At 69.8% G+C, this 13,120-nt stretch carries 9 protein-coding genes; 2 read left to right on the top strand and 7 right to left on the bottom strand.

Annotation, left to right across the window (positions count from 1 at the left end; translation table 11 throughout):
* Positions 1-43: 43 nt before the first annotated feature.
* Genes ACH4YP_RS03080 through ACH4YP_RS03050 form a run of 7 tightly spaced genes read right to left on the bottom strand, consistent with a single transcriptional unit; the run spans position 44 to position 10,809 of the window.
* Positions 44-1,714: a histidinol-phosphatase gene (locus ACH4YP_RS03080; protein ID WP_398489065.1), complete on the bottom strand. Its 1,671-nt coding sequence runs from the start codon at positions 1,712-1,714 to the stop codon at positions 44-46.
* Between the two features lie 30 nt (positions 1,715-1,744).
* Complete coding sequence (locus ACH4YP_RS03075) at positions 1,745-3,598, bottom strand: LamG-like jellyroll fold domain-containing protein (protein ID WP_398489063.1); 1,854 nt, start codon at positions 3,596-3,598, stop codon at positions 1,745-1,747.
* Between the two features lie 44 nt (positions 3,599-3,642).
* Complete coding sequence (locus ACH4YP_RS03070; RefSeq protein WP_398489062.1) at positions 3,643-6,567, bottom strand: glycoside hydrolase family 2 TIM barrel-domain containing protein; 2,925 nt, start codon at positions 6,565-6,567, stop codon at positions 3,643-3,645.
* Complete coding sequence (locus ACH4YP_RS03065; RefSeq protein WP_361051492.1) at positions 6,567-7,433, bottom strand: carbohydrate ABC transporter permease; 867 nt, start codon at positions 7,431-7,433, stop codon at positions 6,567-6,569. The genes ACH4YP_RS03070 and ACH4YP_RS03065 overlap by 1 nt, the downstream gene beginning before the upstream one ends.
* 14 nt (positions 7,434-7,447) lie before the next feature.
* A complete protein-coding gene (locus ACH4YP_RS03060; protein WP_361051495.1) occupies positions 7,448-8,410 on the bottom strand; it encodes a sugar ABC transporter permease in 963 nt (320 codons plus the stop codon).
* Position 8,411: 1 nt separating this feature from the next.
* Entirely contained in the window at positions 8,412-9,698 is a 1,287-nt protein-coding gene (locus ACH4YP_RS03055; RefSeq protein WP_398489060.1) for an ABC transporter substrate-binding protein, read from the bottom strand.
* Between the two features lie 37 nt (positions 9,699-9,735).
* Positions 9,736-10,809: a carbohydrate kinase family protein gene (locus ACH4YP_RS03050; RefSeq protein WP_398489059.1), complete on the bottom strand. Its 1,074-nt coding sequence runs from the start codon at positions 10,807-10,809 to the stop codon at positions 9,736-9,738.
* 148 nt (positions 10,810-10,957) lie between these two features.
* Between ACH4YP_RS03050 and ACH4YP_RS03045 the strand changes: the two genes are divergently transcribed.
* Together ACH4YP_RS03045 and ACH4YP_RS03040 are read left to right on the top strand one after the other, a co-directional pair.
* A complete protein-coding gene (locus tag ACH4YP_RS03045; protein WP_361051503.1) occupies positions 10,958-11,707 on the top strand; it encodes a DeoR/GlpR family DNA-binding transcription regulator in 750 nt (249 codons plus the stop codon).
* A 70-nt stretch (positions 11,708-11,777) separates the two neighbouring features.
* A complete protein-coding gene (locus tag ACH4YP_RS03040; RefSeq protein WP_398489058.1) occupies positions 11,778-13,115 on the top strand; it encodes a 6-phospho-beta-glucosidase in 1,338 nt (445 codons plus the stop codon).
* Positions 13,116-13,120 lie beyond the last annotated feature (5 nt).

Genomic DNA, 13,120 nt, shown 5'->3' with positions numbered 1-13,120 from the left:
GCGCACCGGCACGCCCCCGGTACAACGCAGCCCCGGACCGGCCTCACCGGTGGCCGGCGACCTCCACGAACACGGGGTTGGAGTAGAACCACGTGTCGAGCCACGGATCACCGTCGCCCGGCTCGTGCGGGATCGGCCCGTGCGGGTCGACCGACGCGCCCAGATACCCGGCGCCGTGCCGGTTGCCGTCACTGCCGCGCAGCCGCACGTAGAAGGACTCGTCCCCGGCGGTCAGCGGGACGCGCAGGGTGTACGTGCCCTTGCGGCCGGAGACGTCAGCCGTGTGCACGACCTTGGTGGCGGGCGCCCGCCAGTCGTCCCGGTCGGCCGAAGGACCGCGCACCGCGCCGCGGATCACGTCCACGTGGGCGAGCTCGGGCAGGATGTCGTGCGGGTTGGGCCGGGAGGCCGTCGTCACGGTCACGCTCAGGGTGAGCTTCTCGCCCTTGCGGACACGCAGCCGACTGCCCAGCGTGACGCCCCGGCCGTGGTCGCAGTCCCGCTTCAGCCGTACGTCGAGACCGTCGAGCAGCTGCCCGTGGTCGAGCCAGACCCGGCCCGCGCGCAGGCCCGCCATCACCGCGCGGTAGCCGTAGCGGGACACGCCGACGTGCGTGCGGCTGAACTGGCCTGGCCAGAAGTCGCCGCCGGGCTGCGGCTCGGTCGTGTTGACCGGGTCGGGCAGCCGGCCCGTGTTGTCGAAGTTCTGCCCCGGCAGCCAGTCGCCGTTCTTCCAGGTGTCGAACACCACCCGGTGCACATCGGAGTTGGTGGTGATCGTGAACAGCCTGCCCTCGGAGAGCATGGCGTCCCACATGCCGCCGACGGTCGCCGTCATCCAGTCGAAGCCGCCGTAGGTGACGTACGCGTCCGTCGGATAGCCCGGCCAGGAGTCCGCCGAGGGCTTGTTCTCGTACTCGCCGCGCATCGACGTCGGACCGCGCCAGCCGGGGATGGCACCGCCCTGGGCGCCGGGTGCACCCTCCATGCCGATCATGATCTCGGGCGCCGCGTCCCGCCAGTTCCGCAGCTCGTGCGGGGAGTCGATGCCCAGGCGCGAGGGATGGTTGGCGAAGACCAGCACGTCGTCCACGTAACCCGAACGGCGTTGCGCTGCCAGCCACTTGATGGCCTTGACGGCGTGCGCCTCGTTGCGCGGGGTGTCGGGGTGCGTGGGGCCGCCCGCCGTGTAGCCGAGCAGCTTTCCGTCGTAGGCCAGCTCGAACTTCGTGAGCAGGTCCACCTCGTGGCGGCCGGGCGCCGCGAAGATCGTGCAGTGCTCGGCGCCCGGGATGTACCACTCCAGGCCCTGGAAGATCAGCTGACGCGGGTTCGCCGCACGGGCCTTGAGGATCTCCTCGTGCTCCAGCTTCGCCCCGTACTGGGCGTGCCCGAAGTTGGAGTGCTCGTTGAAGACCATCCAGTCGAGGCCGTACTCGGCGCTCGCCCGCGCGAGTTGGGAGAACGTGTACTTCGCGTCGTGGCTGTAGACGGAGTGCACGTGATGGTCGCCGACGAGATAGGCGAGGCGTGGGTCGTTGCCGCCGAAGCCCTTCGTGCTCGCCGCGGCGGGGGTCGCCAGCGACCCGGCGGCGAAGGCTGCGCCGAACAGGCCCGCGCGGCGCATGAGTTGACGTCGGGACACGCCCTGCGCGTCGAGGGCGGCGGGGGAGACGGACGGATCCGCCCAGGCGGGCAGCTGCTGCTCGGTCATGGTCTGGTGAGTCCCTCGAAGGTCGATGGATCAGTGGTTCATGAACGACGTGACGGGCAGGGCGCGTTCGACGATCCGCACGTCACCGAGCCGTCCGTGCAGGATCTGGTCGATTTTCCCGGCGTACTCGTAGCCGCCGAGGATCCAGGGCAGCCCGACCGAGGTGATCCCGACGGACGAGGCCTTCGGGTTGCGCACCACCGGGCAGCCCTGCACATACAGGGTGGTGTGCCGTCCGTCGTTGACGAGAGCGAGGTGCCACCACGTCTCCAACGGGGTCTGCTGGCCCCAGTTGGTCGCGATTCCCTGCTGGTTGAGCGGGCGCATGGCCCACTGCGGCTCGCGGTCGTTCGACAGTGACAGCGTGGCGAGGGGCTCGTCCGGGTCGTCGGCGGTCTTGCCCGCGGCGCCGCCGGTACCGGTGCGGCCGAGCAGCCCGGCCCACGCGTCGCGCGAGGGGTCCCAGTCGGCGGGCAGCCGGTAGAAGGCCTCGATGGTGTAACCCGCTTTGAAAGTGGCGGAGTTGAGCGGCGCGCGGTCGACCGTCCGCAGATAGGCGCCCTTGAGCGGAGGCTTGCCGCCGTGGAAGTCCAGACTGCCGTGGCCCGGCTGGTCCGGATGGTGGTCCGACGACCAGGTGAGCGAGCCGCCGGCCACCGTGACCACGGAGAGGTCGTTGCCGTGCCCGGACACATCGCGGACCGTGCCGGTCACGGCGGCCCCGTCGTCCTCGCCGTCGAAGCGCCAGTACGCCACCGTGCCCGGTATCAGCATCCTCGACGCGGGACGCGCCGGACGCGCGGGCACCGGGGCGAAGCCGGAGAAGCGCTCCTCGAAGTCGATCCCGACCGAGAACCGGTCGGCGTCACCGCTGAGTTCGCTCTCCTGGCGCTCCAGCTCGTTGAGCCCCTTCGCGGCCCGGCCGAGGATCCACGGGGAGACCGTCTCCACGTCCACGGTGTTCCGGTCGAGGTCGAAGCGGTAGAGGCGGATCATCGCCGCGCCGCCGAAGTAGCGGTTCTGATAGTTCGTCAGGTGCAGGTGGACGTCATGTCCCGCCGCGTTCTTGCGTGTTGCCCTGGCCGCCGGCCAGTAGTGGCCGTTGAGGGTGAGGAAGATCTGGTCGTGGTCCTCGACGAGCTGGTCCCACAGCTGCTGCCCGTACGAGGAGAGCGAGTCGTTCTCGTCGACCAGTTCGTGCGTCGTGAGGATCACCGGGGTCTTCGGGTGCCGGGCGACGACGTCCTTGGCCCATGCGAAGCCCTTCGCCGACAGCCGCCAGTCCAGCGCGAGCACCATCCACTCCCGCCCGGCCGCCCGGAAGAGGTGGAAGGAGTTGTAGCCGTCCGGCGAGGCGCCCCCGTACGTGGACCTGCCCTTGAAGCGGTCCGGGCCGAAGACGTCCAGGTACGGGGTCGGGCCGCGCTGGTCGTCCGTCGACGACTTCACGTCGTGGTTGCCCGCCAGGACGCTGTAGCCGACGCCCTGCCGGTCCAGCAGCCGGAACGCCTCGCCGATCGCCGCGCACTCCGCCTTCGCACCGTTCTGCGTCAGGTCGCCGAGGTGGGACAGGAACACGATGTTCTCGTCGCGCCCGTGGTCCAGCAGATAGCGCAGGGACGCCTCCACGGGTGCCTTGTCGATGCTGGGCCCGTCGAAGAGGTACTGCGTGTCGGGCATCACGGCCAGTGTGAAGCGGCGGCTGTCGGGGTCGGGTCTCCAACGGGCCTTCGAGCCGGGCACCGCCTGTGTGGTGGCCGCGGGCAGTGCGACCGCCGCCGTGGCGGCGCCGATCAGCGCGGTCGCCCGCAGGAAGTTCCGTCGGCCGGCGCCGGCCTGCTCGGCCTCGCAGTGGGTCTGGTCGTGCTCATGCGAAGTACACACGTCTGCTCCGTGAAAGGGGGATGCGTGGCTTGCGGAAACGGGGCTCAGAGCACGCGCAGCGTCCAGGCCCACCGATGGGTGCCCGGCGCGACGAGGTACTCGGCCGAGGTGTCGGGCCCGCACGACGCCGTGCCGAGCCCCCGGTGCGCGGCGTCGAGGTGCACGACACAGCCGGGCCGCGGCACCAGCTCGTCGTGGTGCGCGGCGGCGGCCAGCTCCTCGGCCCGGTAGCGGTTGACGGAGACCTGCCCCGGCGCCCCGAGCTCCACGGTGAGCCCCGTGGCGTCCGGCGCCGACAGCGTGAACCGCCGCATACCGTGCCGGCCGCCGCTCTCCTGGGGCCGCAGATAAGGGGTGAACAGCTCGTCCACCGGGAGCGAGTGGTGCCCCACGGGCGCGCCCGTGCTCCGGTCCGGGTAGGACTCCCAGGGGCCCTGCCCGTACCAGTCCAGGACATCGAGCCCGGGAGCCGTCTCGAAGACCGTGCCGACGCGGGCCACGTCGTCGAGGCCCTCCGGCAGTTCGGCCGACTCCTCGACCCGGAGGCCGCCGGCGACCTGGGTGAACACCTGCTCGTGGCGGACGGGCCCGGCCCCGGTCGCGTACTCGGCGACCACGACGACCCGGGAGCCCTCCTCGCGTACGTCCACGACCTTGCGTACGAGCGCGTCGAGCCCCCAGTCGCGCCAGCGGGCCGCCATGCCACCCAGCTCGTCGTTGTCGGTGGGCGCCCGCCACAGCGAGAGCACGGGCGCGGCGGTCAGCAGCGGATGGACCAGCAGCGCGTCCGCGTCCAGTGTGACGGCCGGGCCGGACGCGGGCTCCGGCGCCGCGTCGGCGACGGCCTCGCCCAGCCGGACCTGCGGCAGACACACCTCGGTGCCGAGCGGTGCCCAGGCCTCGTCGTCCGCGGTGACGACCCGCAGCGTCAGCCAGGACTCGCCCTCCGGAACGGGGAAGGGCAGCGGCACCGCCGCCGACTCGCCCGGCAGTACGTCGGGCAGCTCGGCCGGGGTGCGCAGCGTTTCCTGGCGACCGCCGTCGGCGCGCACGAGACGCCACTCGGCCGCCAGCCATTCCAGGCCCCGGAAGTGCTGCCGGTTGTGGACCAGTAGCACGCCCTGGTCGTAGGTGAGGCGGACCGGCGCCGCGATCTCCCGGTGCTCGTACATCACGGGCTTGGGCGTGCGGTCCGGGAACACCACGCCGTCGGCGATGAACGCCCCGTCGTGGATGGTCTCGCCGAAGTCGCCGCCGTAGGCCCAGCGATGGCCGGGCGCGGCGACTCCGTGCTCGTACAGTCCGGCGCCCCCACGCCCGGCAGGTCTTCCGTCGTTCACACGCTGGAGAATGCCGTGGTCCCAGAACTCCCAGATGAAGCCGCCCTGAAGACCCGGGGTCGACTCGATGGCGGCCCAGGTGTCGGCGAGCGTGCCGTTGCTGTTGCCCATGGCGTGCGAGTACTCGCACTGGATGAGCGGCATGGTCTGCTTCCCCGACAGGGCGTGGGCGACGCAGTCCTCGATCGGCGCGTACATCGGGCAGACGATGTCGGACGCGGCCGTCGGATCCGCCCAGTCGAGCTTGGCCGCCCCCTCGTACTGGATCGGCCGGGTCGGATCGTGGCGGCGGACCCAGCCCGCCGCCGCGTCGTGGTTGGCGCCGTAGTCGGACTCGTTGCCGAGCGACCAGACGATGACCGACGGGTGGTTCTTGTCGCGCAGCACCATGCGCGAGACCCGGTCCACGAAGGCGGGCAGATAGCGGGGGTCGTCGGCGATCTCGTGGGCGTGGTCGTGCGACTCGATGTTCGCCTCGTCCACGACGTAGAAGCCCAGCTCGTCGGCGAGGTCGTACAGCGTCGGGTCGTTCGGGTAGTGGGCGGTGCGGATCGCGTTGAAGCCGAAGCGCTTCATGACGACCAGGTCCGCGCGCATGTCGTCCGCGGTGACCGTCCGGCCGGTCAGCGGGTGGAAGTCGTGCCGGTTGACGCCCCGGATGTAGACGCGCTCGCCGTTGACCAGCAGGTCCCGGCCGCGGATCTCGACGTCCCGGAACCCGACCCGGTGGCGGGAGGTGTCGGCGACCGAACCGTCGGCCCGGTGCAGCCGCACGGTCAGGTCGTACAGCTCGGGTGTCTCGGCGGTCCACGGCCACACGTTCTCCACGGTGCCCCGCAGCCGGGCCTCACCGAGGAAGTCGGACACCCGCATGTCCTCGGCGTTGAAGCGGTCGAACTCGGTGTCCTGGGCGAGGAGTTGACCCTCCAGCGCCCCGGTGACGTACCAGCCCTGAGGCAGTGGACCCGCCGCGTCGCGCACCTGGCAGTCGACCCGGAGCCGTCCGTCCCGCCGGGCCCGCACGGTCACGTCCGCGAGATGCAGCGGATCGGTCGCGTACAGGAGCACCGAGCGGGTGATCCCGGCGTGCCACCACTGGTCCTGGTCCTCGATGTGCGAGGCGTCGGACCACTTGACCACGGTGAACCGGATGGTCGCCGGGTCCCCGGGGCGTACGACGTCGGAGAGGTCGAACTCGGCCGCGAGGTGGGAGTCCTTGGAGATGCCGACCGGACGGCCGTTCACATGGACCAGGAGAACGCTCTCGGCCGCGCCGACCTGGAGCACGATCCGGCGTCCGGCCCACTCGGCGGGGATGTCGACGGAACGCTCGTATATGCCCGTCGGGTTGGCGGCGGGCGAGGCCGGCGGGAACTCGCCCCACGGCATCTGTGCGTTGGTGTACTGCGGCAGGTCGTCGCCGCTCTGCGTGGTCCAGGTGCCCGGCACCTCGGTCCGCGTCCACTCGCCCGAGCAGCCCATGGGCGAGGGCAGCAGCTGGAAGTGCCAGGAGCCGTCCAGGGACAGCGCGCCGGAGCGCCGGTCCACCGCGTTCATGGCCAGCCGCCCCCAGGAGGTCACCTCCGGTGCCTCCCAGGGGCGCAGGGCGATCAGGTGATCGCGTCGCATCAGCGAATGGCTCCCTTGCCGAGATCCGCGATGATCTGCTTGGCGCCGATCGCGAAGACGATCAGCAGCGGGACCAGCGCGAGGAGCGCGCCCGTCATGACCATTCCGTAGTCGGTCGTGCCGTGGACTCCGTTGAGCTGGGACAGGGCGACCTGGAGGGTCACGTTGTCCGGGTTGGTGAGGGCGATCAACGGCCAGGCGTAGTCGTTCCACTGGCCCATGAACGTGAAGATGCCGAGGAAGGCGAGACCGGGCCGGACGACCGGCAGGGCCACGTGCCAGTACTGGCGCATGAAGCTCGCCCCGTCGATCTTGGACGCGTCGAGCAGCTCGTCGTGGATCGCGCTCTTCATGTACTGGCGCATCCAGAAGATGCCGAACGCGTTCGCGGCGGCCGGCACGATCAGCGCGGTCATCGAGCCGATCCAGCCCAGTTTCGCCATGATCACGAACTGCGGGATGGCCTGGAGCTGCGCGGGGACCATGAAGATCGCCATCATCAGCACGAACAGCATCCGGCGGCCGGGGAACCGGAACTTGGCGAAGACGAAGGCCGCCAGCGAGTCGAAGAACAGGACGAGGAACGTCACCGAGAGAGCGACGAGCAGTGAGTTGAACATCGATCCGAAGAAGTCGATGTTGTCGAAGAGATTGCGGACGTTGTCGAGGAAGTGCGTGCCCGGCAGCAGCTTCGGCGGGTAGGAGAAGATCTCGGTCGACGAGTGCGTCGACATGATCACGGCCCAGTAGAACGGGAAGACCGAGAGCAACAGGCCGACGATCAGGGAGAGATGGAGTGCGATGCCCCGGCGCTGGTCGCCTTTGATGCCCCGGCCGGGACGTGTCCCGAGTTTGATGAATGCCATGGTTACGGGGCCCCCTAGTCTTCGCCCCGGCGCTGTACCAGGCGCCAGTTGATGATCGAGAAGATGATGACGACGAGGAAGATGCCCCAGGCCACGGCCGCGCCGTAGCCGAAGTCGTTGTTGTCGAAGGTCTGCTGGAAGAAGTAGAGGACCATGGTCTGGCCGGAGTGGCCCGGACCGCCCGCGAACGACGAGTTGTTGTCGGTGGTCTGCAGCAGCACCTGTGGCTCGGAGAAGGTCTGCAGTCCGGTGACGGTCGAGATGACGAGCACGAAGAGCAGCACCGGACGCATCATCGGCAGCGTGATGCGGAAGAAGGTCTGCACGGGCCCGGCACCGTCCATGCGCGCCGCCTCGTACAGCTCGCCCGGGATCGTCTGCAGACCGGCGAGGAAGATGATCGCGTTGTAGCCGGTCCACTGCCAGGTCATGAGCGTGGCGATGGCGATCTTGATGCCCCAGGGCGTGTTCAGCCAGGCCACCTGGTCCAGGCCGACCGCCTGCAACAGGGCGTTCATCAGGCCGAAGTTGGTGGAGAAGACGGAGCCGAAGATGATCGCGACCGCCACGATCGAGGTGACGTTCGGCAGGAAGAAGGCGAAGCGGTAGAGGTTCTTGAAGCGGACCGCCGAGTTGAGCATCACGGCCGTGACCATCGCCAGGAAGATCATGGGGATGGTGGCCAGTGCCCAGATGACGAGCGTGTTCCCGATCGAGTCCCAGAACTGGCTGTCGGAGATCAGATAGCGGTACTGCGACAGCCCGGCGAACTCCATCGAACCGAGTCCGTCCCAGCGGTGGAACGACAGGTACAGCGAGAAGCCGACCGGGATCAGGCCGAAGGCCAGGAAGAGCAGGTAGAAGGGCGAGATCGCGAGGTACAGCCGCCAGTGGCTCAGGATGCCCTTGGACGGGCGTACGGCGGGGGGCTCGGCGACGGGTGGCGGGGGCGTCTCAAGCAGAGGTGCGGTAGCCATGTCAGTAGGTCACCCCCAGATGGTCGGCGATGCGCCTGCACTTCTTCATGGCGTCCCTCCATGCCTTGTCCGGGTCTTTGCCGAGGATGGAGAAGTTCTTCAGCTCGTCGTCGATCGGGGTCTTGAGCGCGACGTCGTACGGGCTGTTGTAGGCGACCGGGATCTTCTCCGCCGCAGGTCCGAAGACGTCCATGGTGATCTGGTTGCCGAAGAACGCGTCAGGTTCGCGCAGCTTCTTCAGCTCGTAGGAGGCCGGAGTCGACGGGAAGAGCACCGAGTCGACGAAGCCCTGCGCCTGGTTGTCCGCGTTGAGCATCCAGGTGATCATCTCGAAGGCCTTCTCCGGCTCCCGGCACGCCTTGGTGATCGCCAGGAACGAGCCGCCGATGTTCGACGGTCCGCCCGGACAGCTGGCCACCCGCCACTTGCCCTTGGTCTTCGGTGTGTTGAGCTTGATGTCGCCGGCTGCCCAGGAGGCGTTCAGCTGGCTGGGCAGCAGACCCCGCTCCGTGGCCGAGATGTTGTCCGGCGTTCCGTTGATGATCTTCGAGACGAGCCCGCGGCGGGTGGCCTCGACGGCCCGGTCCCAGGCCGTGCGCACATGCTCCTGGTCGCCGATGAAGTGCCGGTCCTTGTCGACCCACCGCTTGGTCGTCTGATTGACCGAGATGCCGTAGATGCTCAGGGCGTCGGTGAGGATGAACGCGCCGGGGACGCGCTTCTTGAGCTGCTCACCGGCCGCCATGAACTGGTCCCAGGTGGCCAGTTCCCTGGAGACGTCCTCGGGTTCGTACGGCAGCCCGGCCTTCTCGAAGGTGGCCGGCTGGTAGTAGTGCGCGACCGGACCGCAGTCGATCGGGAAGCCCACCATCGAGCCGTCCTCGGCGATGCCCTCGTTCCACTTCCAGGGCAGGTACTGGTCCTTGAGCTTGTCCGCTCCCAGCGTGCGCAGGTCGATGAACTGGTCGGAGTTCGGCAGGTACGAGGCCATGTCCTCGCCCTTGAGCCCGGTGATGTCCGGGACGTGGGCCCGCCCTGTCAACGTGGTCATCAGCTTGGAGCGGTAGTAGCCGCCGATCTGGATGGCCTGGAGGCTTACCGCGCTGTCGTAGCGCGCCTTGGCCTGGTCGACGACCTTGGGACTCAGCCCGCCGCTCCAGTACCACAGGACCATGTTCCGCCCGGTCGAGCCGGTCGGTACGGCGCAGCCGGACGCCAGGCCGCCGAGCGCCGTGGCGGCCGTACCGGCCAGACCCGCGCGGAGCAGGCCCCTTCGTGAGAGCCGCACAGCTCCCACCGCCTTTCGGATGTGTTCGGTCTTCGCATCAGGGGAGATCGGGAACGCCGTGGGGGGCGGGTGGGGTCACCGGGGCGTGGGGGACCGGTGGGCCGGGGTCCGCGGGCATGCGGTCGGCCAGGAAGCCGTACGCACGCCGCAGTTCGGTGTTTTCGAGGTTCTCGGGGTTCTCGGCATTCCGGACCGACTGCCACCACCGGTGGACGCCGTACCAGCCGGGCGCGGCGAGAGCCCCGCCGTGCCGCTGCACGGACAGTCCGGCGGCCAGCACCGCGAAGCGCAGCCGCTCTTCGAGGGGCCACCCTTCGAGGGAGGCCGCGACGAAACTCGCGCCGAAGACGTCTCCGGCACCCGTCGCGTCCAGCACCTCGGTGGCGAGGGCGGGTACGTCCGCGTACTCGCCCGTGGTCTGGTCGACGGCGATCGCGCCGTCGCCGCCGCGGGTGACCACGGCCACCGGCACCAGCTCGGAGAGCTTGCTGAGCGCGTCGGCCGCGGTGTCGGTGCGGGTGTACGCCATCGCCTCGGCGTCGTTCGGGACGAAGGCGTGGCACAGGGCGAGCTGGTCGAGGAGCGCCGAGGACCACTGCTGGGTGGGATCCCAGCCGACGTCCGCGTAGATCTTCGTACCGTTCGCCGCCGCCTTGGCGAGCCACTCGCGGGGTTCGGCCTCGATGTGGACGAGGGCCGTGCGCGCGGCGGGCGGGTCGCCCATGAGCGCGTCCTGCGAGTACGGGGGTTCCTGGCCGTGGGTGACCAGGGCCCGGTCGTGGCCGTACGCGATCGAGACGGTGACGGGGGTGTGCCAGCCGTCCGCGGTACGGGAGAGCGAGAGGTCGATGTGCTCCTGGCCGGCGAGGACGTCACGGCAGTGGGCGCCGTAGTAGTCGTCGCCGAACACCGTGGCCAGCGACGTCCGCAGGCCGTAGCGGGCCGCGGCCACGGCCAGGTTCGCTATCCCGCCCGGGCTCGTGCCCATCCCGTCGGTCCAGATCTCCTCGCCGGGAGTCGGCGGTTTGCCCAGACCCGTCAGGACGAGGTCGTAGAAGAGCAGCCCGGTCAGCAGCACATCGGGCCGCGCGTCGGGCCGTTCATCACCCACGAGCGCATCCTCTCGTCAAAACTCTTCACTTTCGATGCACGGGATCGTGTTTCGGTGGACAGGATCGTGCGCGCCTCGGGCCGATTTGGCAAGAGTCGAGCAGAACTGAGCATAGAAATGATTGCGAATGACGAGTACTGTTCAGCGCGTGCTGGCAGAGAGACGACATCAACTCATCCTGCGGGCCCTGCGCAACGGGGGCCCCGCGGCCGTTACCGACCTCTCGGAGCAGCTCGGTGTGAGCCCCGCCACAGTCCGGCGCGACCTGCTCAAACTGGAGGAGGAGGGCCTGCTCACCCGCGTGCACGGCGGGGCGGTCGCCGAGGACGGCGACCAGCCCTTCGCCGAGGTCGCCGAGGTGCGCGTGGCCGAGAAGGACGCCATAGCCGAGCGTGCCGCCGCGATGGTCGAGGACGGCCAGTCGGTGCTGCTCGACATCGGCACCACCGCCTACCGGCTGGCCCGGCAGCTGCACGGCCGCCGGATCACCGTGATCACCAGCAACCTCGTGGTCTACGAGGAGCTGGTGGACGACGAGGGCATCGAACTGGTGCTGCTCGGCGGGATGGTCCGCCGCGAGTACCGCTCACTGGTCGGCTTCCTCACCGAGGACAACCTGCGTCAGCTGCACGCGAACTGGCTCTTCCTCGGCACCAGTGGAGTGCGCCCCGGCGGGCAGGTGATGGACACGACGGTCGTCGAAGTGCCGGTCAAGCGGGCCATGATCAAGGCGGCCGACCGGGTCGTCCTGCTCGCCGACCGCGCCAAGTTCCCGGGTACGGGGATGGCCAAGGTCTGCGGGCCCGAGGAACTCGACGTGGTGGTGACCAACGGACCGGCGGACGCCGGGACGCGGTCCGCCCTTGAGGAGGCGGGTGTGCGCGTGGTGCTCACGTGAACGGCGTGCGCGTCGGTTCGCGGACATCGAGGGACTCAAGGGCCTCGACGAACATCGAAAGGGCAGTTGCGTGAAGCTGACGATTCTGGGCGGCGGAGGATTCCGGGTGCCGCTCGTGTACGGGGCGCTCCTCGGGGACCGCGGTGAGGGCCGTGTCACCGACGTCGTGCTGCACGACCTGGACGCGGGACGGCTCTCCGCCGTCGCCCGCGTCCTCGCCGAGCAGGCGGCGGACGTCCCCGACGCACCGACCGTGACCGCCACCACCGATCTCGACGAAGCGCTGCGCGGCGCCGACTTCATCTTCTCCGCGATCCGCGTCGGCGGCCTCGAAGGCCGCGCGGCCGACGAGCGCGTCGCCCTCGATCAGGGCGTCCTCGGCCAGGAGACGGTCGGCGCCGGAGGCATCGCGTACGGGCTGCGCACGGTGCCCGTCGCCGTGGACATCGCCCGGCGTGTGGCCCGGCTCGCGCCCGACGCCTGGCTCATCAACTTCACCAACCCGGCGGGGCTCGTCACCGAGGCCATGTCCCGCCACCTCGGCGACCGCGTCATCGGCATCTGCGACTCGCCGGTCGGCCTCGGCCGCCGTATCGCCCGGGTGCTCGGCGCCAATCCGCGCGAGGCCTGGATCGACTACGTCGGCCTCAACCACCTCGGCTGGGTCCGCGGCCTGCACGTCGCCGGACGCGACGAACTCCCGCGGCTGCTCGCCGACCCGGACCTCCTCGGCTCCTTCGAGGAGGGCAAGCTCTTCGGCACCGAGTGGCTCCAGTCGCTCGGCGCGATCCCGAACGAGTACCTGCACTACTACTACTTCAACCGGGAAGCGGTCCGCGCCTACAGCGAGGCCGAGAAGACCCGCGGCGCGTTCCTCCGCGACCAGCAGGAGCACTTCTACGAGGAGATGAAGCGGCCCGACGCTTCGGCCCTCACCGCCTGGGACCGTACGCGCGCCGAGCGCGAGGCCACGTACATGTCGGAGAACCGGGAGACGGCCGGCGCGGGCGAGCGTGACGCCGACGACCTCTCCGGCGGCTACGAGAAGGTGGCGCTCGCCCTGATGCGGGCCATCGCCCGCGACGAGCGCACCACCCTGATCCTCAACGTCCGTAACCAGGGCACCCTCTCGGTGCTCGACACGGACGCCGTCATCGAGGTGCCCTGCCTCGTCGACGCGAACGGCGCCCATCCCGTCGCCGTCGCCCCGCTCCCGGACCACGCGACCGGTCTGGTCTGCGCGGTGAAGGCGGTCGAGCGCGAGGTGCTCGCCGCCGCCGAGTCGCGTTCCCGCACGACGGCCGTGAAGGCCTTCGCCCTGCACCCGCTCGTCGACTCCGTGAACGTCGCCCGCAGGTTGGTCGACGGCTACACCGGTGCCCATCCTGGGTTGGCGTACCTTGCGTAAGCGCT

This window comes from Streptomyces sp. NPDC020747 (assembly GCF_044334695.1).
Taxonomy (GTDB): domain Bacteria; phylum Actinomycetota; class Actinomycetes; order Streptomycetales; family Streptomycetaceae; genus Streptomyces.
This window is presented reverse-complemented; position numbering and strand designations above follow the sequence as displayed.